Genomic DNA, 25382 nt, shown 5'->3' with positions numbered 1-25382 from the left:
CCACCTCACGATGGACACCCTTGCCGTAAGCTAATGGTTGGCGATTACATACCCCCATAACGGACTTGCACCGTCTAGTTTATCACCATGCATGGCGCACAACAAAAAACCACTTAACTAATTGATGTTAAGTGGTTTGCTATGTTTTTGTTTGATGGTGTTTTGACTTATTTTGACCTCCTATTTCCCAATACAATAAGTATAAATGTATTGATTTTGAGATACTTACATGACTAAAAATACAAATAAGGTACAAATCATTTGTTAATACCCTCTCTAATCAAATGAGGTCTCAGAAAAGCCCTGAAATTTTCTTAAAGGATTACTAGCGTATTCCAAAATTAGTGGCTTAATGAGGTTCCACTTCCCAAGGCGGCTTAAATTCCAGATGGCAAAGGGCTTATATTTTTCTGGCACGTTTTCGTAACATTCCATAAGCATTTTATCATCAATATTTTCGGAGGTAAATTTTAAAAGAGATAAAAAATTACCAGGATCAATGTCTTTAAGAAATAGTATGTTCTTTAGTTCTGCACCATCCCTCAACTTACCTACAAATTTGGCTTTTAAATAATTGGGAGTCTTTATCGTCCAAGCATTTTTTATGAAGTTATATACTTCCCCACTATTACTCATATCAATCAATGTAATTAAAACATCGATGTTCTTTGTTTTGGCATAATTATCTACTAGCATCGTTTCGAGATCCATATTCCAAACCAACCTTGCTATTTTTAAGGCTCCTTTAATTTCATAGACGTATTTGGATCTAAAGAAATAGCTAAAAAATTCAAGCTTATAAGTTTCATCTAAATCAACTAAAATATGTTCCAAGATTTTGCGGTACCGTAACCTATTTGTGTAGCCGGCTGATTTTAAAGTATCAAAAACATAATCATAAATGAGCACACATTGATTATTCCCAGAAAATCTTTTTAAAATATTTGAAACAATCAATTTGTTATGAGGCTCTCTATGTAAATAAATTTTGGTTAGTTCAAAGAGATCCACAGTATTTAATACAGAATGTTCCAGTATAATAGTTGGCATGCCAATCAACTCCATAGAATCAATTTCGTAAAGCTGAGCGATTAACTCAAACTTTTCATTTAATATGTTGCTCATGCTTAATAGTGTGAAAAGTTACTTTTTAGTGTCCACCTGCTTTTTAGATAATAGTTTTACCTCATTCTCAAAATCACTGATGAAATTTTTATCCTGTACCACTCGGAACTTCTCATACTCTTTTTCAGCGAGTTTCATTGCAACATCATGTCTTATCTTTCCGGCATCTTTTAAAACTTGATATTCGTTGAATTGAAGAAACGCATCTAACTTTATAATCCAGTCGGTCATTTTCATGGGAATTTGTCTAGCAGCCTGATTTTCAGCATAATCTAAGTACATACTTACAATCCTTTCCAGATCTTTGATTTCCTTTTCAATAAGATAATTCTTCGCAATACTGATGTCTCCTTTTAGTACTTTTCCAGTAGGAGCGTTTTTAAATGTTTGTAAACCCATATTTGGCTTTTCAGCATCTGCTCTTTCTGCGATTAGTTGTGCCGCTGTTTTACCAGATATCGCATAATGCAACTTATTTTGCACCGTTTTAAAGAATGTCTGAGTTATTGCTGCATCTTTATTGTAATCAATGCTGCACTGTTCGTAGATATCAGTTATTTTCAGATAGAACCTACGTTCACTCGCTCGTATTTCTCTAATGCGTTGTAGAAGTTCCTCAAAGTAATCTTTTCCAAATTTTTCACCTTGCTTTAACCTTTCATCATCCAACACAAATCCCTTAATAATAAACTCGCGTAATAATTTTGTGGCCCAAATTCTGAATTGGGTTGCTTGGAAGCTGTTCACACGATATCCTACAGCTATTACCGCATCTAAGTTATAAAAGTCTAATTCTCGGGATACATCTCTGCTACCTTCTTTTTGAACTACTCGAATTTTTCGAGTAGTTGAATCTTCTTCCAATTCACCACTTCGGTAAATTTCCTTTAAATGATAGGTAATTGTATGGCTTTCAACGCCAAATAGTTCAGCCATACGTTTTTGGCTTAACCAAAAAGTTTCGTCATTAAAAATAACCTCAATCTTTATATTTCCATTTGGACTGCTATAAAATATGATGTCAGAAGTATTTCGCTGCTCTTCGCTCATATAATTGTTTGTTTGATTAAACTCATGATGTACTCTAAATCCTTGGTATCCTTAACCGAAAGTTCGTAATCCCCATTACCCCAATGCCCAATTGAAGAAACATCCCGGACAATGTTTTTTGGATCATCCAATTGTCCCTTTCTAAGGTTGATAAAAATCTTAAGTCCCGTATTTTCTGTAACTATATCGACAAGGTTCTTTTTCAACTTAAATGCTATATAGAGCTTTTTTGGAACTATATTTATGTCACTATGTAAATTGCAAATAGCTATTTTAAATTGCTCATACAACTCTTTCACCTGATCAGAATACCTGTCTAAATGAAAGTTTTCAGTATAAACCTTAATCTCATCAGTAACTTTTTTCAGATCTTGCTTGTTTTGAGTTATTGGTTTAATGCTTTCAGCTGAATTTGATTTTTTAATCATATTAATAGTAACTGTCTCATTTTCGAATTGCTTTATTTCCCATAATTCGATGGCAATGTCTTTAAAATTGGTTGCTTGAATTTGATTCTCAGTAAAACCAGTCGATACAAACACCACTCTCGTCTGACTCCAATCAACTTCACCTCTCTTTAAATCTTGCTTGAGACTTTCATTATATTCCACAATAAAATCTGCTTTATTTTCAAGCATAAGGCTCAGATATGTAAATCCCTGATCTACAACACTTATGTTTTTATCTCTTTTATACTCTATTATTATGAATGCTTTATTTTGTTTATCAAATGCCAGTGTATCAATTCTTTTGTTCTTAATCGTAAACTCAGATTTAACTAATGATAGTTCCATTATAATATCAAGGTTTTTTTCAAATACTATTTGAATATCACGCTCAAGCTTGAATGGCTTTTCCTTTACCTCCTTTAGGATACCTGTATGATTGTTGTATAGGATCATTTTATATTTTTTTTCTATTATTATTGAGGTTCGGGGTTTTTGAATTTGGTTCGTGTAGCGGTTTATCAAATTTCATAATAATAGGCATAGGAAAGTCAACACCTGTTAAAATAGCCTCACCTTCACCTAAAATTGGCAGAAATTCTAATGTGTTTTTGTTTGCCGAACTACATGCGTTACTGATAGCCTCCTTATCATTCGGATTGATCAACCTATGGACTATAAAAGTTCCCATTTGACTAAGAGTACCATGTGGAATATCCCGTGGCATTTGAGTAGATATGCAAAGAAAGAGTCCATGTTTCCTACATTCCTTTGCTATAGAATCAAAAGCATCCAAAGGCTTTAAATCGAAGTATTCATCTTTAATATTTTTGTTCAGGAATTGATGAGCTTCGTCTATAAATAATACGATTGGGTTATTTTTGAACTCTTTACATCTGGCCTTATTCAATAAATATTTTCCAATAGCATTTGCAAGTATCTCTCTGACTTGGAAATCAAAGGGAATGTTTCCAAAATTTAATCTTAATATCTTATCATCTCCAGTAATAAAATCATCTATAACCTTTGTTATATCTTGATCTGTAAATTCCTTTTTAAATCCAAAAATGTTTTGATAAATAGACGAGTTGATAATGTTATTAATTCTTGATATTAAACTGATACAATATGAAACATCCCCATCATTTCTTTCTCCCCATCTTTCAGGCATATCAATTTTCACCTTATTTTCCCATCTCGAAGCACTATCCCAAATACATTCTTGAGTAATCTGAAAAGTCAATTTTTCAATATCAAAATTTGAATTTCCATCCTCAAGGGTAGAAATGTTTCTAAAATAAAATTCTTCGTAAGGCCGTTTGTCTGACCCGGCTTTTTTCAATAAACCACCCTCAATTTTCGTTTCAACGGTCAGTTTGGTATTGTCAGGTAAAGTTACCTCCCTAAACAGACTTTTATTTTTATTAAGATTAACTATTTTTAAGGATCTAATGCCTTCCATTAACTTCGGCACTTGAGTTTTAGAAGAAGGTCTAATCAAATAAAATAAATCGTCAATTGTAAGTTGTGAATAATGAAAGACATGCTTCCCATTGCCTATTTCTATAGATTTCATTCCTTCATATTTCCCGTCATACTCTCCAGTGGCATCAAGCAGGATTGCTTTCCCATCTAGTTTTGACAGTGACTCAAGTAATCTGCTTACAGTATAGCTCTTTCCACCTCCCGTTGTTCCAACGACTGCGCAATGACGACCAAAAATAGACTGGAGATTTACTTTAACTTCAGTGCTTGGATTTGAAACTAAGTGCCCCAATCTAATTACCTCTGGACTTTCACCATCTTTGACTCCAAACCTTGACATATATACTTGCACTAGCTCTCCTGATCCGACAAAGACTTTTGCGCCTATATTGGGATATGATGTCAAACCTTTTTTTACCGAAAAGGGGTCATAAAGATCAAATGACAGTAGGATCTCAATTCTTCCGGTTGGATGAAAATTGCTCGTTTGAAATGCTTTTTCATTAAGTGATAACCTCTCTGATTCTGGTAAGGAAAGTTCTGTTATTCTACCAAGGAAACCAAATTTATCTCCCTCAATGACAACAAAATTACCAACCAGTCCACCGTTAAATTCTTGTCCCTGGTGAGTAAATCCGTTTAGGAGTACAGATGAAGGAAAATGAATCTTCACAAATTGTGGGTATACCTGATTTATATATCCAAGAAAATATTCATGCCTAAATGGATTAATCCTTGGATTGCTCATTTTTGAGGTTTATTAATTCATAATTATCATTCTCATAAGTTTTGATTTCAGGAAAGAAGCTTGCAAAATCTGAAAATGTCTCAGATACCATTAATATTCTTTCAGATTCAATCGCTAATCTTTTTATAATGGATAAAGAGTTTGATACTCCCTCATTATCAAAGCCTGGATCTATAACTGCCAATCGAAAACTCGGATTTTGATTAAGTGCCTCCTCAATAGCTGCATTTATGTGTTTATCATTAAAACTATATCCAATACTCACTAAAACGGTGTCATTGTTCAACCGTAAGTTACGCTGAAATCTTGCCATCATTTCGAAAAAAGGTTGTTCATATGAATCTTCATATTTTGCCTCTCTCGGGTAAACCATTAAAGGTCTTTCAGGGGAATCTCTTATGATAACATGATTATTCATGGCTTCCTTTTCCCAATTTAACGACCCATGTAATTTATGTAAATGAAAAACACGCTGAATAAAATTGTCTTCTTCCTGTAGTTTACTACCCTCTCTTTGTACTATATCATAATCGAAAAACCTTCCACTAAAGGTTCTTGGAAAAGTAAATGAAAAACCATCAATAACTATTGCATTGATTTCAGTTGCTGCATATTCAAAAAGCAAATCATAATTTAATGTAAAGACCTTAACCCTAGGACTTGTCTGCTTTCTTTGTAGTAATTTCTCCAAGAAAATCTTGTGGGGAAACACTTCGTCGGCATTTGGTTTAGGTATTGAACAATTGTCTTTAATTATAGAAAATATCTCATCCTTAATGTCTGATAAAAATTTTGCTTGACCATCTAATGTAACTTTCTTATCCTCCGTGAATTTACATGTTCCCTCTATTTGAGATAATAGTGCCTCTATATCTTTTTTGTCAGAAGTGTATTTAACTGCATCTAAAATGATTTTAAAACCGTCTTCTTTTACTTCATCACCAATAAAGATTTTATATTTAGCCTCCGCTATATTCCACAAATTAATCATGGATGGGCCTTTAACATCAATGGATGCTCCTGCTGCTGCAAGAATTAAGAAATTTTTGAAAGGCTTTCTGAAAAATGAATTATATAACCTTCTTTTCATGTCGTTAGCATCTTCAACAGTCGGAAGTATAGGATCTATATCTGGTTCCGTTATTTTTTCGAAAGGCCTCAAATCTTCAATTGATACTAAACGCCCTCGTTCATATACAGGGTTTTTTACTTCTACAGTCTTATACTTACCATTCACCAATATATATTTCCAATTGTCTTCATTCATGATTAAAACGCTTTAAACTTATCACCCATACTATGCTTTAAATTCCACTTCTTAGTGGTGTCTAATGAACGTTCAAGTACAATCAGTTTTTGATCAATATTTGTTTTGAAATATTCTACCGTTTCGTCTGCCAATGTACCATCTAAGCAGATGAAGGTTTCTTTCGCTCCATCTTTTACTAAAAAGATTTCGTTCTTTTTGAACTGCTCTTGCTTAGTAATTGTATTGTTTAGCTTGAAACCATTTTTAATCAATATTTCGATGATTAATTCATCTCGATTAAAGGCTGTAAGTAGCTGAGCTTCTTTATCCCTAATATATTTTTTTAGCGCCTCTACATTTTCTTCGTCCGATTTTTCAGCATCGGGTGCATATTCTACTCTTGGGAAATTAGATTTTTTAAGTTTGAACACTTTAAAACCTAAACCAGTTAATGGATCTACAACATCCTCTTTTTTATCGAATAGATTGGGTTGTTTATTTTTCTTTTCTTCAATAATTTTTTCAATTACACGCTTATTGCGTTCTATTGTTATATCACTGATTTTTTTATAGCCAGCTTTATAGGCCTCGCTACTCTTATCTATAGTCTCTGGAAGTTGCACTAGAATGTATTTTCTGTTTCCCCCGTCTTCGTTATTTAGTGCACTTACAGCATGACCTGTAGAGCCAGAGCCGGAAAAAAAGTCTAAAATAATATCATCCTCACCTAGTGCAAGTTTTGAAATACGATTAATTAAGCGAGTCGGCTTTGGAGTATCAAAAGGAATAAAGTTGAACAAATCTTTGATTTCTTTTGTAGCTTCTTGGTTATCACCAACATCTGTCCGCAACCATAAGGTTGAAGGGGTTATACCTTGTTTAACTTCTGTCAAAAATCTTTTGATAGAAGGAACATTATCTCCGTTAGAGCCAAACCAAATTCTATTATCCTTAACCATTTCTTCAAACTTGTCTTTGGATGTCCTCCAACATCTACCAGTTGGTGGGTTAACAACTCTCCCTGAAGGAGTAGTTATAGGATAGACATACGCTTCGCTGTAAGTCTTAACTAAAAAATCTCCTGACTTCCAATCGCCTCTATAATCGCCGTCAGGATTCGAATAACGTTGGTTTTGTTCTTCGCTTCTAGCGAGTGATCCAATTTCCCATCCTAATTGATCATTACTTTTTATATTTTTCACATAACAGATAATATGGTCATGCATCTCCGAGAAATACTTGGCGTCATTTTGAGGACTATATTTTTTTTGCCAGATGATATTTGCGATAAAATTTTCCTCCCCAAACACCTCATCGCACAATTTTCTTAAGTTATGCACTTCATTGTCATCAATAGAAATGAAAATTACCCCATCTTCTCGAAGTAATTGCCTCGCCATCAATAAACGACTGTACATCATATTGAGCCAATTGCTATGATACCGACCGTCACTTTCAGCATTAGTATCAATCATTACCCCATTTTCAATCATTTCGGCATCTTCCCAATACTCTTTTTTGTCTTGGTTAAAATTGTCAGAATACACAAAATCTTTACCTGTATTATAAGGCGGATCTATATAAATACACTTAATTTGCTCTCTATAACTTTGGCTTAATAATTTTAGAACCGCCAAGTTTTCACCCTCAATAATTAAGTTTTCGCTTTGATTAGGATTTAGACTTAAGTTTTCATCAAAAACCAAAGTAGCATCAGTTGGTGTAAAAGCCTCTCTTTTGGCATTACTTTTACCAAACCAACGAAATTCATAACGCTCAATTTCATTCACCCTTTCAGGATCCACTACCTTTTTCAATTCACTTAGGTTCAATTTACCATCATTGGTAAACAAATCGGGCATTAACATTTTTAGTTGTTCCAGTCGTTCTTTATTCCAATCGTGAGACTGTACACTTTCTAATGGATTTTCTTTATATTCTTGATCACTCATTATTTTTCTGTTAGGGCATTAATATCCTTAAAAGCTTCGGTTTTAAAGTATTGGTACTCTTTTACTGGCGCTTTGTACTGTACTTCCACACCGAGCGTTTGGAAGTGTTTTACAGCACATTGTATTTTATAGACTTCACTTTCTTTTAAAGCTTTTTTATCATCGATGCTGTTTGTTCCCTTAGTTTCTACCACAAAATAAAATTCGCTTTCTTTCCCGTCTCGTAGTTGTTTCCTCTTCATTACAATACCAAAATCTGGTTCGTAATCTCCAATTGGAGTAGATATTTTATAGTAGCTTGGCAATTTGAGAAAACATATCAGTTCATCATCTAAATCGGCACCTATAGCAAATTTTCGTTCTACATCGCTATCTATCAATTGCTTGTCAAAAACACCTCGATTTGGTGTAGTCACATAACCATTTTCATCTATATTTTTCACGAAGTCATCAAAGTCAAAGGGAAATGTTTCGCTTGTTAAATGGTAATCTAAGCCTCTTAGCATTTCTTCAAGCTCTATATTTTTAATCAATGCAGAAGCTTGATGAATGTATTGAGGCGGATTTTTTGCGAAGGAATTTATACTGCCAATATTTTCGATGATTTTAAATGTGGTTATATAAGATAATCCTGTATTTTCACTTAGTTCTTCTAATAAATCCAAAGAAGAATAATTTGCTTTCAATTTATATGACTCTGTTCCTCCAAATTCATCGGCAATACCAATTTCGCTTATCGAGCCAATGGATCGGCTAGTTACTTCGGCTTGATAATCTGCTATTTTTATAGTGTTTAGCGCTTCTTTACTTCTTGCGATCAAAGCTTCTTCATCAAAAGCAACGGAAAAGCTAGTCTTTTTGGCCAATGCTTTCCAAAACCGCTTAAATGCTTGGTTGACTGTTTCGTTTTGGTTACGCTTAAAACTGACTTGGTTCTGTGGTTTTCCTTTGTGTGTGTGGGTCATTCCAGCTCCTGCTGATGTTGAACCGTATATTTCTTTAATTTCTTCCTGATACTGCGTTACAAATGTTTCATAGGTTTCATTAGGGATAACAGTAAGTTGATTAATACGCTCTTCATCTGCTATTTCCAAGCTATCATAAACACGTTGCCCATTTTGGTTCACACAAATACGTAAACCACGGCCAATTTCTTGTCGTTTTTTAATTTCTGAATAGGAGTTATTTAATGTGGCGATATTGAAAATATTTGGATTATCCCAACCCACACCTAGAGCAGAATGTGAAAATATAAATTCAATTTTATTTGCTACGGAATCACCGTAGGTTAATAACTCCTCCTTATCCTTTAAAATAGCATCAAAAACATCTGAGTTTTTACGCATCGAAGTTTCATTGTCGGTAAACTCTCCTTTACCTGTTTTAGCAAAATAGAATCCTTGTATAGCTTCAATATCGCTCGCCGAGGGTGTTTGTCCATCATGGAACTCAGCATAAATGCTTTTGTATTTTTCAATAAAGAGATTTTTGATAATCGGATTGTCACTCACGTAGTTGGCCACCTTATCAATAAAGATAAGGGAGAGGCATTTAATACCTTTTTCTTGCAATTTTTGCTTTTTGGTAAAGTGCCTAATCATCAGCCACTCCAGCTGTAATGCCCAAATACTTTCTATATTACCCGATGTTTGTTGTTCAAAAATCTGCGTGCCGTTAGTAAACGTAACCGACCATTTACCAGTACGTAAACTTTTGTTAATTCGCTCAATATGATAATTAAGATAACTTGGATTATTAGTTAATTCACCTAAATTATCTCCATCTTTTAACCATTTGGTCTCTTTAAAATCTATGCCCCCGCTGGCAGATTGATGCCAAGCTTTAATTTTGGCTCGAATAGGGTTTTTACCATTTTGTATTTCTGTCAACTCCAGCTTAAGGGTTGCTTCATCGTTTTTTTCGGTAACGGTTAATACTTCAATTTTTTTAACCAAACCTTGTTTATAGCTGTCGTAAGGTGTTAAACGATAAATCAAATTCTTCACCACTTTATGTGTAGCAGAATATCTTAATTTGAACAGTGGATTGAGTTTTCCTATTTGCTTTACAGAATTTACGGTATCCATTCCTTCTTGTGGTTCGTCCATTACAACAATAGGATTCGTTCTACCAATAGCATCTATAAAAGGGATATTGGCAAATAAATCTTCCCTTTTTGCCTGATTAAGGATTTTATCTTCCGAATTGAAAGAGGCTAAAGTCATCACCATGATTTGTGGATATTGCTCTTCAATGAAGTTGGTTACCTTATTTAATTTGTTACTGCTGTATTCAAAAGACTTGGGAATAAAGCCGTAAATATCTTCTAATTGCCTTTCAAATGTTTTTAGAGTTTTTAATACACCCTGACGAATGGCAACGGACGGTACAAGAATAATAAATTTTGTAAAACCATAATGTTTAAACAATTCGCAGATTGTTTTAATGTAAACAAGTGTTTTACCCGTACCTGTTTCCATCTCGATCGTAAGTTCATTTTCACCAGTAATTTTTGCTGTTTGATGTTCAATTGCGTTTCCATTCGAAACCGCCTTTATATTTTTAGCTATTTGCTCAACTGACAAAGTGCAATTATTTGAACGGATGCCCTCAAAACAGGCGTTATCGAAAGTATTTTTGATATTACCGTCAAATACATCAACCACCGATTGAATGGCAATCTGTTGATATTGTAATTCTTCTAACTTAATTTCCATTACTTACTATCGACCGCTTTATTTAAGTATTTAATTTCTTGTTCAACTGCCAACAATATGTCTTTAATGTATTTTTCATCTACCAGTTGATGCGCAACTTGCTTACTCAAAAACTTTACAATAAGATCTTTTTCGTTTACATTGAAGGTTTTTGCTATGATTGGCAACATTTGTCGAGTTATAGGCCTTTCTCCACGCTCCAACTTACTTAGTGTACTCTGATCTATATCGAGTAGAGCAGACAACTTTCTTAATGGCATATTTGCCTTTTCTCTCAATTGTCTAATATACACCCCTAAATTTTCTTCTTTCATCTTGATTGTATTTTCTGGACAACAATGTCAAATATAAAATATTATACTCTCAAACAGATTGGCTAACCTGCAATAGTTATTAACATAAGCTTTAAAAAAGAGTTCTGGAAAAAGCCGGATGAGAATTAGTTATAATTTAAATATCTTTGTAAGACTAAACCATGTTGTTATGAACAATAACAAAAAAGCTTACCCAACAAATGGCCTCAAACAAGATTGTATTTCAAGAAATAGCAGAAAAATTCTGGCTTACGTAAGCAACATTAAGGGAATTAAAAAATTCGCAAAAAAACAAATAAACAGACGTTTCCGGAGATTCAATAAGCAATATATTGGATAAGCTTCAAAATTTTGATCTTATCGGAACAACATCAAATAAACTTTCATCCACTAATGATTTATAAATATTCGTTGGTTTATAAATTAGCATATCAACCAAAACTCAATATTATATTCCCACCTCAGGAAAGAAATCCTTAAATGGAACTTCCAATTCTTTAGAAATTTTATTAAGATGATTTAAGTTATACTTAGCAATGTGTTTTGGATTTTCCACATTACCAATAAAACCTACAGAAAGCTCAATAAGATGAGCAAGCTTGGCCTGAGAAATACCTTTTGAATTGCGGATTTCTTTGACCTTTTCAATTACGTACTGCTCAATATCGGTATTAGCTGACCCTTTCTGCATATCTATATGCAAGTATGAGGAAGTAAGAAGTCGAAAACACCTACATATATGCGAGTATTTTACTATATTCGCTTATGAAGTTTATCACTTTTATTATAGCGATTTTCATTACCACGGGCGTAACTCTTGCTGGAAATATGTCAGGGAATCCGGGACGTGGCTTAATTTACGTGGCAATAACGTGGGGGCTGTTCTATTTGATCAATCGCAAACCAAAGAAAACCTAGTCAATGAATTTTCCAAGTCATTATTTGCCTATCAAATTAATATTCGATCTGTCGTTATTTGGCACTGAAAACCCTGAAGAGGATCTTTTAAGGTGTAATAAAGTAGCTTTTAGTAAGGAGTTTTCAAGTTACCAAAGCAAATTGTTGTCAAATGATCACGTGGAAGGTAATGAGATACTATTCAAAACTTGTATCCGCTATTTGCCAAATATAGATAAGCAAGCTAGAAAGGATATCGTAAAGGTATTACTTGAAAACGAGCCAGTCGCAAGTGCCTTAATGATTATGACAAGGCTTGACCTGGGGCTATTGGATGATGAAGACCAGTATACCGTAAATTTTGATCGGGAACTAAGCGAATATATAGAAAACAAGAAAATCACACCGTCTTTGTACTTATTTCTTCAAAAACATTTTTTGGACTTCAAAAAGATTAATCCTGCAGACTATCAACATTTCGAAATAACCAGCTCAGAATATTATGATCTTCTATCTGATTATACGAAGGTGCAATCTACCCTATTATAACGCAAAGGGTAGAGTTGATAGCAATTGCACTTTAAAAACGAAAAGCACAATTAATTATATAAATGTATATTCTTTTGAATCGGGTTATTTATACAAATGTATATTTCTGACCCTCTTTATTTTTTATACAAATGTATATTTCTAAGCACTGTTTTTTTTATACAAATGTATATTTTCAATTACCCATCATTTTATACAAATGTATATTTCCTTCGTTGGAATTCGACAGGGAAAATAGAAATTTATCAACCTATAACCTATTGAAATACAGCAAACTAACTACCCCTTCTTTTTCTCCGGTTCTTATGATCATCATCTATTTCTGCATTATTTGCAGTGCCAATAGCGCTATACAAACTGCCACCAATGGAATGCAAAGGATGAAGTAAATCAACATCTGTATTTTGCGATATTTTTTGATTCCCATTTCTAAGTCCGTCAGCTTCTTTAGGCTCAGTTCCTGATTTTTCAACGTTGCCATCATTTCCGTTATATCCAGAATTACGTGCGATTGAATGCTCTGAGTTTCTTGAATCCGAGTTAACGTTTGATTTATTGCTAACGTCTTCAGGTAAATGTCTTTCAAGGACTGTTGCGAATCTGGACTTTGTTCCACTATTTGATTCGCTAATTGCTTGAAAATCTCTGCTTTGTTCATAATCGATTGTTTTTGTAAGGTTATTCCACTTAAACATATTTCCCAATGCTTGCCCTCGAGCCATGAATCCACCATCCATCAAATAGGTAATCCCCGAAACTCGACCTGTACTTTTCGATTGGTTAAAAAGCAGGTAAACTCCTTGAGTTCGACAATTATTAATAAAATCCAATATGGAGCTAGATTCTGCCATCGATTTTTTAATCTTTTCCTGCAATAAAATCCGATTAGATAGCGTGCCAGTTCGTTGCATCATCTCTATTTCATCCTTATTAGGTGCTTTTTCCTGAGCTTCCTTTGAGGATTTTACAACTTGTAAATTATATTTTAACTCCAATTGGCGGCACAGCGCTTCACTTCGCCTATAATTATTTGAATCAGACACTAAGGTTCCGTCAAAACGTGTGCGAAAAACCAACAAATGGGCATGACAGTGCTCCGCATCATGATGCTGCCATAAGGAAAACAAATTATCGTCGAACCCCATCCCTTTCATGTAATCCTTGACAATACTTACTAATTGCTCCTTGCTTAAGTTATCACCGGGAGCAAAATTTAAGGAGACGTGATAAGCATCTCTAGTCAGTTTTGGGCGAAGCCTTTGAAGAAACAGTATTTCTTTGGTAACAAATTCGCGGTTATACTCAACGAAATTATGATCTAGCAATTCCGCCCTTTGCTGTGGATATTTATGGTTCATCTTCTTATCGTTATAATCGAAAGCACCAATAAAATTATTTCCGTTGTGGATTTTCTGTTTGGCAATCATTCTGGCTTGATAATTTGTTTTGTCAGTATTTCAAAGGTGTTTTTCAATTCCAAAAGGACTTTTTGATCGACATTTGTTAATTTTCTCTCATGAACGGCCTTTACATACTGGTTCAGATTATTTCCAATCCGTTTCAATTCAATGTAAGTCTGCACATCTACCATTGCTGTTTTAGGTTTTAATAATCTTTCTTTAAAAACTAATTGGCGAATCACTTCACTGGCTGATTTTTCGGAATACTTTATCATTTCGAAAAGCTGGGCATATTCGCCATCAGTTACTTTGAATACGACTTGTAATCTTCTTTTGTCTTCAGTGTTTTTCTTCGGTCTTCCCATAAATGAACAAGGTGAATTTTAAGCTTACGGATGGTGAGCAAGCGTTTCGGTATAACCGAAACATGGCTTGCTTACCTCAATTCGCTACATAGCAGTTCCCATTAAGTAATCGTTAAGATCTTTATACTCCTTGTATCTTCCTCTGTAATCAAAAAAGGAAATTTCATTCGCTTTTGAATAATTCTCTATTAGTGAAGTGGCCTTATCGCCTGCTAGGTCATTGTCGAGAAAGCAAATGATCCGGCTATTATTTTTCAGGATGTGATAAATGCCAGGAAGATTGTGAACAGAATTAAGAACGCAAAAGTCATGCAGCCCGACCTGCTTGGGATAAAGCATAATAAAGCTTAAAAGATCCATTATTCCTTCTGTCACTATGATACTCATTCCGTTATTGTGAGAATAAAAGGTTACACCCTGTTTTGTGGCACATTTAAAGTTTTGAGAACTAATATTATATCCATCATTAATATTTTTGGTTGCTATGCCGTAGTAAACTACACCGTTGATTTCGTAAGATATGCCAGATACATAATTACAAACCTTGCTAAATTCAACACCCCGACTTTTTAGGTAGGTACAGGCTCGTGGGGAATTTCCTAATGGTTCAGTTTTAATGATATTTATTCTGCTTGCGATAGGCAGCTTGTCATTTTTTTTAAGCTGGTGAAAAGAAAATATACCTTTGTTAAAATCAGCAACAATTCTAGATACGGTATAATCTGGATTTAATTTCAGAATTAAATCTATCAGTGTACCACCCTCATTTATCCCAAAATCAACCCACAGATTTGAGCCTATTGAAACTTTAAAACTAGGTGTCCTTTCAGCGGATCTTATTGGGGAATAATACATGTAATAGCCATTCATTTTTCGTTCTGGTTTGATGGACATCTTGTATAGGTAATCCACTATGCTGCTTTTATTTATTTCTCGGGGAGTCATATTCATTTTCTGTCCGTTCCTTAAGCTTCCAAGCTGTTGTCTTTTGTGCATTAAAGATCAGCAAGAGGAAACTGATGATTAGTTGTATGGAAATAATCTTATTTCTTGTAAAAATTAAAAAACGGCCTACTACACCTACTACTTACTACAGACTCCGCCTTAAGCTGTAGTAACTTGTAGTAACTTAAATTCTTAATCTTACTACACTATATTTAATTGATATTCAACTATTTAAATTCACTTGTAGTAAGTAGTAAGAGAATTATATTTAATTAAATAACCTTTTACCGCATACTTTTGATTTTCGTGACCTCTACGCTGCACTTGCTCAAAACCAAGGATTTTTAATGCCTTACCGATTTCAATAGGATTAATTTTCAACTTTCCTTCAACGTTGGTTGTTAAATGCTCAGTCAGGTCTGTAGCCGTATAAAATTGTTGATAATCATCACTTGTTCCAGGCGAATAATATTTCTGGATCAACTCCATCTCTACTGTGAAGGTGGTATGCTGATTGTTTGAAATCTCATTTTCTTTTATTTCACTTGGTGTCATTTCATATTTGAAGCCAGTTCTAAATAAATGATAAGCCTGAGCCCAAACTGCGTTTATATCAATCTCCGTTTTATAGTTCCAGTTGATCTTTTTAATATTAAAACATAGCCACCTCACGCTTCCAGATTCATCTGTTAAAAATTCAGTTTTGTTTGTTGAGCCAATTATTGAAGCTCTTCTGGGCTCCATTTTTGGCTTCCTATCGTATGGGTGTCTAACTTTGATATAAGATTTACTCATCAATGTTTTCTGCGCATTGATTTCAGTCTTTGATAGGGTAGAAAGTTCGTCTTGTATAATCAGTAAATTTTGGCAAAGAGCAATAAGACTGTCCTTATCAACCGCAATGTTTTCGGCCTGATAATTATAGAGTTCATCGGGGACTAGAAACCGAGTTAACGTCGTTTTGCCGCTATTTTGTTCTTCATGTACCAATATGAGTGCTTGCTTATTAAAATAATCTTCATTCAGAGCGCAGACTACACACCTAACTAGCCATTTCTTGAATTGAATGGAGAATCTGTCTTGATTTTCCACTTCTATGTATTGTGAAAATGCTTGGATGTAATCTTCGCTGAATTCGTTAAATTTTTTAGCAATGCCTTCAAAGTACTTTTCAAAAGGGTTTATCTTAACTATATAATCCGAGCTTAAGAATGTATTTATTTCGCCGACAGTTGTTCTTTTTCCTGCCTGCCTCACTTCTATGTATAAGGTATTTGGATTTACAGGCAGATAAGAGTTCTTATTTTTTGGGCTGATCATCACTTCGTTCAAAATAATATTATTTATAAAATCATATTTTTCAAACAAAAACTTAATCATTTCAATCGTGCTACTCTTACTTTCTGATCCTCCTAAATTATAGTGTGGTCTTGTATTCATTTTAACCAATTAGTTGATAATCAATTACGAAATGGTTATATTTGACCTGTCAAAAGGAAACCATTCCGAATAGTTGTTTGAAGCGAAAACACGCCAATGTTTTCGCTTTTTATTTTAACAGCTTTTTATTTAGAATTATTTTGCGGTAAAAAAATGGTTCTAAAGAGAGTAACCTTTGTTTTTCAGCAAATATTCGGTTGCATCTTCTTCAATCTCCGCTATCGTTTTTTTACGGCCTTTTTTTAACCATTCGGTTAATTCTAGCTTAGTGAAATAAAGTCTTTTACCTTTCTTAATAACTGGAATTTTTCCTGCTGACGTTAAGGTGTAGATGGTAGCTTTTGCGAGATTAAGGAATGTTGAAGCTTGTTCTATATTCAAAAAATCTTGAGTAGACTGGTCAAATGTTGGTTTTGGGTTTTCAGCGAGAACTTTTCTAATGCTGTTTTCGATAAGCATTGATAGTTCCTCTTTCTTTATCGATGTTAACATCAAATTTTCCATAGGTTCTTAACTTTATAATATTGATAAGTAATAATCACTATCACAAAGTAAGGCCTACAACAAACCCCCATTCGGTTTTGGGGGTGTTTATTTTTTATACTTTAAAAAGTCGGGTAATGTTAAACGCTTGTTTTTGGTTGGCTTATTCTTAGATTTAAAGATTTCTGTCAGGGTGGGTTTTAAAAATTCAACTTTACCTTTAACCATCACCCTAAATCTTGCATTAACCCAATCTTTGTATACTGTTGCATTTTCGGCATCAACCTTATCATTTTTATAAAGCTGAAAAAACGAATCAGCTAGTTGATTTTTTTGACCATTTAATACTAGAAAATCTATGTTTGGCTTACCATCAAAAATACTTGCGAGGGAAAATCTGATTTCATCCAAACTTCCATAAGCAGCAAGATTTGAATAGAAATCAATGATTTCTTCAAATTCTTTTGGCGTAAGATTACATAGTTTGACGCCATCTATGTGTTGGCTGTTTTTGACATGTACAAATTGGTCGTATCTATCCAATCTTAATAGTTTTTCATAATAAATTATCGTAGCCTTAAAGAACGATTGAAGATTTTTAAGAACATCAGAATATATATTCGATTCAATTTGCGACTGGTATTTTATCATTGATATTGTTGTCGAATGCTCATAGGCATAGACAAGTCGTAGTGCATTGCTTATGGGCATAGTGTCCAGGAATTTACCTAAAAAGTCAATCAACGAGGACATAAATTCTTCGAGGACAAATGGAAAATCATATTGAGATTGAAGGTCGCCTGATATATCAATTGGCTCCAATTCTTCATTACTATCAAATGTTATCTTATATCGAAACGAGGAAGTTCCACCATTTATAAAGTAATTATAATTTCTGGTCCCCAACAAATTTGAGATTATATAAAACCTTTCAATTATATCGGTAAAGGAATTGGAAAAAAATGCTGTAGCGCTGAAATTATCCTCTGCATGATTTACCTGCCAATAACTAACCTGACTTTTTAGCTTTTCCATACTGACCTACAGAACAATTCGTTTGGATGCATCTATCTTTTTCTTATCAATAACTTTTGCATATACCTCTGTAGTTTTTAAATGTCTATGCCCTAAAAGCTTCGATACCGTGTATATATCCGTTCCCATCGTCAACTGTAATGTTGCATAAGTGTGCCTGAAGCAGTGGAACGTTATTTTTTTCGTAATGCCAGCAATTAAAACCCACCTTGATAATTGCACATTTGTATAGGCAGAGTACTTTAAGCCCTTGAATATCCTATCTTCAGCTTTACCACGTTCCCCTAATTGTTCATATGCCTGATCAGCAATTGGTAATGTTTCAATTCCTTGTGTTTTCTGTTGGGTAAAACGTATAAAGTAGCCGTCTTGAATAGTGCCTTGTACCTCTTTCCATGATAACTTAATCATATCAGACCACCGGAGTCCAGTTAGTGCCGAGAAAATGGCTGCACGTTTTAATACTGGAGGTTCACATTCGGTTTCAAACAGTGCTTTTAATTCTTCTAAGATCAGAAATTCACGTTGTGTCTCTGCTTGTGGAATGCCTTTTACACGTAAAACAGGATTAACAGCAAATAAACGTTCCTCAAACGCTTCTTTAACAGCAGCTCTGAACTTATTGTAATAACTATACTGCGAGTTTTGCGCTAAACCTACCGTTGATGACTTTATAGACTTTACTTTTTTTAGGTATTCTTTAAAACCTTCACAAAATTTTTCATTAACATCACCAAACTTACATTGGCCATTGGTGTATGAATGAAGATATTTGTAGGCGCCATACCAATTATCGTAATTTCCTTTCGATTGATTCCGCTTTTTGGTCTTGGCTAAGAAATATTCTAAAAAATCCATCTTTGCAGATAGTTTGTCCGTGAAATCGAAACTCTTATTTATGTATTGTAGATCCCTCTCGGAACGAATACTTTCGGCTTTAGCCTTACATACGCGATTATGCTCTTTCTGATCTGCACTAATAGGCTTTTCAAATAGATAAATCTTCAAAAATTCCCTTCGGGTTTCCTTTCCTGTTTCAGCAATATATAAAGGTGGATATATGTCTAAATACAAACTTAGCCGTCCATCTAATAATTTCTTTTGCCTAAGTTTTACACTGCGATTCTGATTCATAAGCGTTGCTATATAAAATTGTACCTATTTGTACCTCAATAAAAGGTACCATTGAAGGTACAAATATTTACTAGAAATACAAAAAAATCAAAAACCAATGAAAAGCAAAAACCCTGATAACACTTCTTTATCAGGGTTTTAATAGGTTTTATTACTTGATGCTTATCGTTATTTATAGTTAGTTACTTTCCAATACAAAACTTCGTAAAAATATTTTCTAACAAATCATCCGTAGTAACCGTTCCGGTAATTTCACCCAAATAATGAAGCGCTTGTTTAATATCCATTGCCAGAAAATCTGAAGTAACCGGATTATCTACATTAGCCAAAACACGATTAAGTGCACTTTCAGTGTGCTTTAATGCCTCAACATGGCGAATATTAGTTACAAGCGTTTCGCTGGTATTAATATGATGCAAGTTAACCTGCTCTAATAGCGTTTCTTTTAATTCATCAATCCCAATCTTATCTTTTGCAGAAATAAATACAACATTTAGCTGCCCAAACGCTGCCCTTTGTTCAGGCGAAAGCATTTCAGCCTTATTAACTAAAATTAAATAAGGAATTTGAGCCTGTTCCAATCCGCTAATTTGCTCCTCCACTTCAGCGAAACTTTGAGCAGCATCTGCCATGTAAATAATCAGCTTGGCCTGTTTCATTTTTTCAAGCGTACGCTCTACGCCCAAAGCTTCGATTATATCGGCGGTATCACGAATACCCGCAGTATCAATAAAACGGAAAACGATTCCACCAATCGTTAATTCATCCTCAATGGTATCGCGGGTTGTTCCGGCAATATCCGATACAATAGCACGCTCTTCGTTAAGTAAAGCATTTAACAGCGTCGATTTACCAACATTAGGTTTACCCGCAATTACAATCGGAACCCCATTTTTAATCACATTACCCATTTCAAAAGAAGAAATAAGGCGATGTAAAACATGATTAATTTTAGTCACCAGACTGCGTAATTGGTCACGATTAGCAAATTCAACATCCTCCTCTCCAAAATCCAATTCCAGTTCTATCATCGAAGCAAAATGAATAAGTTGTTCACGCAAAGCCTTTAATTCGTTTGCAAAACCCCCACGCATCTGTTGCATAGCTACATCATGCGAAGCCTTAGAGTTAGACGCAATTAAATCGGCAACCGCTTCTGCCTGACTTAAATCGAAAGCACCATTTAAAAACGCTCTCAAAGTAAACTCACCGGGCTTAGCTGCCCTGGCACCCTTGCTAATTAAAAGGTTAATAATTTGCTGTATAATATAGCTGGAGCCATGACAAGAAATCTCGACAACATGCTCCTTAGTGTAAGATTTTGGCGCAACAAATAACCCGGCAACAACCTCATCAACAATTTGATCCCCATCCTTAATTAAGCCAAAATGCAAAGTATGCGAGGCCTGCTCTTCTAAATTCTTACCCGCAAAAACAGCATTAGTTAGCGTTATAGCCTCTGGTCCCGAAAGGCGGATAACGCCGATAGCACCAGAACCAGATGGAGTTGATAAAGCAATTATTGTATCTGAATTATTCATTTTATATCTATGCAAAGCGCAAAAATAAAGCTAATCTGCGGGTTATAACGTGTATATGAAGTAATTTTTTAAGTTAAATGTGAAGTCCGTTTTTGATTTCTCTTAATGGCGAAAAAAATGCAGAGCAAGATTGGACTAATCTTCCAAACATTTATCCCTATCTTAAAACATTTTAGAATAAATCATGTTTAAACCCTGAAAACCGAAAACTACCTTATGAATAATAATTTTCCTTTAACCGTTAAAAGATCCATCGAATTACTCGGACTAATGGCCATAGTTGCAGTTATGGTTATCGCAAAAGATATCATAATGCCAATGCTAATGGCATTCTTTATCAGCATTATGTTGCTGCCGTTATATCGTTTCCTTAAAAGAAAAAAAGTACCAGAAACATTATCTATCATTCTCCCAATACTTTTGGTGGCCCTCTTTGTTGCACTTATTGTTTGGTTTTTCTCTAACCAGATTGGTATTTTAGTTAAAGATTTTCCGCAGATAAAATCCAATGTTTCTCAACATATTAATTCGTTAAGCGATTGGATAAGTAGAATTACCCATTATAATGATAAACAACAAAAAGCCTTCATTCTGGATAAGAGCGATGATTTAATGAATATGGGTACTTCACTTGCCGGTGGAGCAGCGGTAACTTTAAGTGGGATATTCGTATTTATCGGTTTATTACCTATTTATATTTATTTAATGCTTTTCTATAAAGACATTTTACTACGTTTTATTTTTATGTGGTTTCAAACCAACGACCATCCAAAAGTGAAAGAAGCCATTTACGAAACCGAATCAATCATAAAAAGTTATCTAATTGGTCTGCTTATTCAAATAACTTATATGACCATACTTTTAGGCGGAATATTAATGATAATTGGAATTAAGCATGCTTTATTAATTGGGGTTATATTCGCAATTTTAAACCTAATACCTTATGTAGGGGCATTAATCGGCAACCTGATTGGCGTTTTACTTACCTTAACATCATCTCAGGAATTATGGCCTGTTATTACCGTTTTAGGTGTTATCGCATTTGTTCAGTTTTTAGATAATAATATTTTGATGCCTAGAATTGTAGGTTCCAAAGTAAAAATAAATGCGCTATTTGCTATTCTCGGCGTTTTCATTGGCGGAAGCATTGCAGGGGTTTCCGGAATGTTTTTAGCATTGCCAACTGTAGCAGTATTAAAAATTGTTTTCGACAGAACCGAATCCTTTAAACAATGGGGCGTTTTATTGGGTGATGAGCGACCTGCAAAAAGCCCGATGACCTTCCCTGTTTTTAGAAAGAAAAAGACTGTTGAAGTAAAAACAGATACTGATAAATAATTAAGACTTATCAATAGCCTCTTTTCATTTAAGAATTTATTTTATCGAAACAATATATCGTAGGCAAACCTGAGAATCGTTCCAAAAACGACGATTAAAAAGAATATTCGTACAAACTTATTTCCTTTTAGCAAGGCGAGTTTTGTACCAAAATGAGCGCCACCAAGATTAAAAACAGCCATTGGTATTGCATATTGAAAAAGAATGTGCCCTGTTGAACTGAAATATAATATCGCCGCCAGATTTGTGGAGATGTTTACAATTTTAGCATGTGCACTGGCTCCAATAAAATCGAAACCCAAAAGAGCTATAAAAACCAAAATTAAAAAAGAACCTGTTCCCGGCCCAATTAATCCATCGTAAAAACCAATAAGCAAACCGAAAACCGCAGCCATTAAAACCTGCTTTTTTACAGAGTGATTTTTCTCTTGATGAATCCCGAATTGTTTATTGAAATAGGTATAAATCGCAACTAAAATCAGTACGATTAAAATAATCGGTTTAATAACGGAATTATCAATCCTGCTAACCAAAAATGCACCCAAAAGCGCTGCAACGAAAGCTGTACTTGCGCAAGCTAATAAAACTTTTAAGTTAAATTTTACTTGTTTAGAATATTTAAAGGCAGCTAAAGTTGTACCCGCAATTGATGGAATTTTTGTTGTGCCTAATAAAGTGGCAACTGGGTAATGTGGTAAAATTAATAAGGTGGCAGGCGTTTGTAATAAACCACCGCCACCAACAATAGCATCTATAAAACCTGCTGCAAAAGCTGCAAGGCAGAGTAAAATCAGTTCATTAATCATTGAGCAGGATTAAAGGATTTTCAGGATTCAACAAGATTGAAACGTTCTACTTAAAGTTTAATTTCCCATTTCCTATTCCCCATTTTCCATCTCCCATTCTCCATCTCCCATCGTAAATCACCTTACATTCTTTCCGGTGAAGTAATCCCTAAAATCAGCATACCTTTATTTAGTAAATCGGCAGTTTTTTTACTCAGGTTTAAACGAAACTGTTTAGCTTCACCTTCTTCTGTTTTTACAATCGGTGGAATTTCATGATAGAACTTGTTAAACAATTTAGCCAATTCATAAAGGTAATTAGCTAAACTTGCCGGACTATGGGCTTTCGCTGCAATTTCAATCTCTGCAGGATATTTTGCCAATTGAATAATCATTTCTAATTCTACTGGTAATAAATCTCCAGGATGTGGAGCTCCTGTTTTAGCCTTATACTCAGCTTTTGATAGCAATGATTTTATCCTTGCGTGTGTGTATTGAATAAATGGCCCTGTATTACCTTGAAAATCAATACTCTCATTCGGGTCGAAAAGTAAACGTTTTTTTGGTTCTACTTTTAAAAGGAAATATTTTAAAGCGCCTAAACCAATATTTTTATAAAGCTCTGTTTTATATTCTTCAGAGAAATCGTTTATTTTACCTAATTCTTCTGTTTTTTCCTGGGCAGTTGCAATCATATCTGCAATTAATTCGTCGGCATCAACAACTGTTCCCTCTCTACTTTTCATTTTACCGTTCGGCAAATCTACCATCCCGTACGATAAATGAAACAATCCTTTAGCCCAGCTTTTGCCCAGTTTTTCAAGAATTAAAAACAGCACCTTAAAGTGATAATCCTGTTCATTTCCAACTACATAAATCGATTCTTCCATTCCGAAATCATCGAATTTCATTTTAGCAGTTCCTAAATCTTGCGTAATATAAACCGACGTTCCATCAGCACGTAAAACCAGTTTTTGGTCTAAACCATCATCGGTTAAATCTATCCAAACCGATCCATCTTCTTTTTTAAAGAAAACGCCTTTCGCTAACCCCTCCTCAACCGTATCTTTTCCTAATAAATAAGTATTGCTTTCGTAATAAAACTTATCGAAATCTACGCCAAGATTTTTATAAGTAACGTTAAAACCTGCGTAAACCCATTCATTCATGGTTTTCCAGAGCGAAACGACCGCCTCATCACCTTGCTCCCAAGCCAATAACATCTGTTGCGCTTCCTTAATTAATGGTGCATTTTTCTTAGCCTCTTCTTCGGTTTGTCCCTCAGCTTTTAGCGCTTCAATTTCCTTTTTATATTCCTTATCAAAAATAACATAGTATTTTCCAACCAAATGGTCGCCCTTCAAGCCAGAACTTTCAGGTGTTTCGCCATTGCCCCATTTTTGCCACGCCAACATCGACTTACAAATATGGATTCCTCTATCGTTAACCAGATTGACTTTAAAAACCTCATAACCGTATGCCTTTAACAATTCAGCTACAGAATAGCCCAATAAATTATTACGGACATGCCCTAAATGAAGCGGTTTATTGGTATTTGGCGAAGAATATTCTACCATTACTTTTTTCCCGTTTGGCTGATAAGAACCAAATTCATCAAGTATAATTTCCTCGTTAAATTGATTCAGGAAATAACTTTCAGCGATGCTTAAATTCAAAAATCCTTTTACAACATTAAATTTAGTTACATCAGCTACGTGCGCAACCAAATATTCGCCAATCTCATTTGCTGTTTGTTCTGGCGATTTCTTAGAAATTTTCGTTATCGGAAAAACAACAATCGTTACCTGGCCTTCAAATTCTTTACGGGTTTCTTGTATATTGATTACACTTTCGGCTACTTCTTCCTTGTAAAGTGCAGCAACAGCCTCAAGCGTTGCGGTAATAATAAAATTCATGGCGTAAAAATAGGTATTAAAGCGGAAAGCTGAAAGACCAAAGCTTAAAGCAAATTAAAAAGGAATTGGAAAGTTATCTCGTCCCTACTCGATAGGAAATCTTAAAGCACTAGGCTTAATCATTTAGCTTTAAGATTCCCGCATACGCGAGAATGACGGCAGGTAAAGCAGTCTGGCTATTGCTCGGCTAGGCGTTCCGTCATTCCACATGTTCCGTCATTCCCTACTCGATAGGGAATCTCAATGCGCTTAGCTTAATCATTTAGCTTTAGGATTCCCGCATACGCCAGAATGACGAATAGTAAAGTAGTCTGGCTATTTGCTCGACTTGGCAACTCTTCCTTCCCCGCCGTTCCGTCATTCCCTACTCGATAGGGAATCTTAAAGCTTTAGAATAAATACAATCCCTTTACGCTCCATTATCAATACCTACTACTTGATTCTCGGCGAAATTCTGATAGATTTGCA

At 34.6% G+C, this 25382-nt stretch carries 21 protein-coding genes; 2 read left to right on the top strand and 19 right to left on the bottom strand.

Annotation, left to right across the window (positions count from 1 at the left end; translation table 11 throughout):
• Positions 1–276: 276 nt before the first annotated feature.
• The 9 genes from ACFOUY_RS01045 to ACFOUY_RS01005 form a co-directional block, all read right to left on the bottom strand.
• The gene (locus ACFOUY_RS01045; protein WP_378958584.1) at positions 277–1125 is read right to left on the bottom strand and encodes a hypothetical protein; all 849 of its coding nucleotides are present in this window, start codon (positions 1123–1125) and stop codon (positions 277–279) included.
• Between the two features lie 18 nt (positions 1126–1143).
• On the bottom strand, positions 1144–2175 hold the full coding sequence (locus ACFOUY_RS01040) for a virulence RhuM family protein (protein WP_378958583.1): 1032 nt from the start codon (positions 2173–2175) through the stop codon (positions 1144–1146).
• Entirely contained in the window at positions 2172–3077 is a 906-nt protein-coding gene (locus ACFOUY_RS01035; RefSeq protein ID WP_378958582.1) for a DUF5655 domain-containing protein, read from the bottom strand. Before ACFOUY_RS01035 ends, ACFOUY_RS01040 begins: the two co-directional genes overlap by 4 nt.
• 1 nt (position 3078) lies before the next feature.
• Positions 3079–4854 carry an ATP-binding protein gene (locus ACFOUY_RS01030; RefSeq protein WP_378958581.1) on the bottom strand — a complete coding sequence of 592 codons (1776 nt, stop codon included), beginning with the start codon at positions 4852–4854 and terminating at the stop codon, positions 3079–3081.
• The gene (locus tag ACFOUY_RS01025) at positions 4835–6121 is read right to left on the bottom strand and encodes an SIR2 family protein (protein WP_378958580.1); all 1287 of its coding nucleotides are present in this window, start codon (positions 6119–6121) and stop codon (positions 4835–4837) included. Before ACFOUY_RS01025 ends, ACFOUY_RS01030 begins: the two co-directional genes overlap by 20 nt.
• Before the next feature lie 2 nt (positions 6122–6123).
• On the bottom strand, positions 6124–8055 hold the full coding sequence (locus ACFOUY_RS01020; protein WP_378958579.1) for a site-specific DNA-methyltransferase: 1932 nt from the start codon (positions 8053–8055) through the stop codon (positions 6124–6126).
• Positions 8055–10772, bottom strand: a complete 2718-nt coding sequence (locus ACFOUY_RS01015; RefSeq protein WP_378958578.1) for a restriction endonuclease — start codon at positions 10770–10772, stop codon at positions 8055–8057. The genes ACFOUY_RS01020 and ACFOUY_RS01015 overlap by 1 nt, the downstream gene beginning before the upstream one ends.
• Entirely contained in the window at positions 10772–11086 is a 315-nt protein-coding gene (locus ACFOUY_RS01010) for a helix-turn-helix domain-containing protein (RefSeq protein WP_378958577.1), read from the bottom strand. Before ACFOUY_RS01010 ends, ACFOUY_RS01015 begins: the two co-directional genes overlap by 1 nt.
• Before the next feature lie 448 nt (positions 11087–11534).
• Positions 11535–11777, bottom strand: a complete 243-nt coding sequence (locus ACFOUY_RS01005) for a helix-turn-helix domain-containing protein (RefSeq protein WP_378958576.1) — start codon at positions 11775–11777, stop codon at positions 11535–11537.
• Between the two features lie 230 nt (positions 11778–12007).
• Between ACFOUY_RS01005 and ACFOUY_RS01000 the strand changes: the two genes are divergently transcribed.
• Positions 12008–12532 carry a hypothetical protein gene (locus tag ACFOUY_RS01000; protein ID WP_378958575.1) on the top strand — a complete coding sequence of 175 codons (525 nt, stop codon included), beginning with the start codon at positions 12008–12010 and terminating at the stop codon, positions 12530–12532.
• 275 nt (positions 12533–12807) lie between these two features.
• On the opposite strand, the gene ACFOUY_RS00995 is transcribed toward ACFOUY_RS01000, so the two are convergent.
• The 8 genes from ACFOUY_RS00995 to mnmE all read right to left on the bottom strand — a co-directional run bounded on the left by ACFOUY_RS00995 (position 12808) and on the right by mnmE (position 20875).
• Positions 12808–13959: a relaxase/mobilization nuclease domain-containing protein gene (locus ACFOUY_RS00995; RefSeq protein ID WP_378958574.1), complete on the bottom strand. Its 1152-nt coding sequence runs from the start codon at positions 13957–13959 to the stop codon at positions 12808–12810.
• Positions 13956–14297, bottom strand: coding sequence for a plasmid mobilization protein (locus ACFOUY_RS00990; protein ID WP_378958573.1), 342 nt, complete (start codon positions 14295–14297; stop codon positions 13956–13958). Before ACFOUY_RS00990 ends, ACFOUY_RS00995 begins: the two co-directional genes overlap by 4 nt.
• 84 nt (positions 14298–14381) lie before the next feature.
• Positions 14382–15293, bottom strand: coding sequence for a toprim domain-containing protein (locus tag ACFOUY_RS00985; RefSeq protein ID WP_378958572.1), 912 nt, complete (start codon positions 15291–15293; stop codon positions 14382–14384).
• 186 nt (positions 15294–15479) lie between these two features.
• Complete coding sequence (locus ACFOUY_RS00980) at positions 15480–16682, bottom strand: VapE domain-containing protein (protein ID WP_378958571.1); 1203 nt, start codon at positions 16680–16682, stop codon at positions 15480–15482.
• Between the two features lie 159 nt (positions 16683–16841).
• Entirely contained in the window at positions 16842–17174 is a 333-nt protein-coding gene (locus ACFOUY_RS00975) for a helix-turn-helix domain-containing protein (protein ID WP_378958570.1), read from the bottom strand.
• A 99-nt stretch (positions 17175–17273) separates the two neighbouring features.
• Positions 17274–17708, bottom strand: coding sequence for a hypothetical protein (locus tag ACFOUY_RS00970; RefSeq protein WP_378958569.1), 435 nt, complete (start codon positions 17706–17708; stop codon positions 17274–17276).
• A 498-nt stretch (positions 17709–18206) separates the two neighbouring features.
• The gene (locus ACFOUY_RS00965) at positions 18207–19334 is read right to left on the bottom strand and encodes a site-specific integrase (RefSeq protein WP_378958568.1); all 1128 of its coding nucleotides are present in this window, start codon (positions 19332–19334) and stop codon (positions 18207–18209) included.
• A gap of 182 nt (positions 19335–19516) precedes the next feature.
• Positions 19517–20875 (bottom strand): tRNA uridine-5-carboxymethylaminomethyl(34) synthesis GTPase MnmE, encoded by a 1359-nt coding sequence (mnmE, locus tag ACFOUY_RS00960; RefSeq protein WP_378958567.1) that lies wholly within the window; start codon positions 20873–20875, stop codon positions 19517–19519.
• Between the two features lie 216 nt (positions 20876–21091).
• On the opposite strand from mnmE, the gene ACFOUY_RS00955 reads away from it, so the two are divergent.
• The gene (locus ACFOUY_RS00955) at positions 21092–22213 is read left to right on the top strand and encodes an AI-2E family transporter (protein ID WP_378958566.1); all 1122 of its coding nucleotides are present in this window, start codon (positions 21092–21094) and stop codon (positions 22211–22213) included.
• Between the two features lie 41 nt (positions 22214–22254).
• Here the strand turns inward: ACFOUY_RS00955 and ACFOUY_RS00950 are convergent, their stop codons facing one another.
• Together ACFOUY_RS00950 and argS are read right to left on the bottom strand one after the other, a co-directional pair.
• Positions 22255–23019, bottom strand: coding sequence for a sulfite exporter TauE/SafE family protein (locus tag ACFOUY_RS00950; protein WP_378958565.1), 765 nt, complete (start codon positions 23017–23019; stop codon positions 22255–22257).
• 122 nt (positions 23020–23141) lie between these two features.
• A complete protein-coding gene (argS, locus tag ACFOUY_RS00945) occupies positions 23142–24914 on the bottom strand; it encodes an arginine--tRNA ligase (protein WP_378958564.1) in 1773 nt (590 codons plus the stop codon).
• Positions 24915–25382: the final 468 nt, after the last annotated feature.

It is taken from the genome of Pedobacter jamesrossensis (assembly GCF_042650905.1).
Lineage (GTDB): Bacteria > Bacteroidota > Bacteroidia > Sphingobacteriales > Sphingobacteriaceae > Pedobacter > Pedobacter jamesrossensis.
Note: the sequence above shows the minus strand (reverse complement) of the source record. Positions and strands in the feature narration are given on the sequence as shown.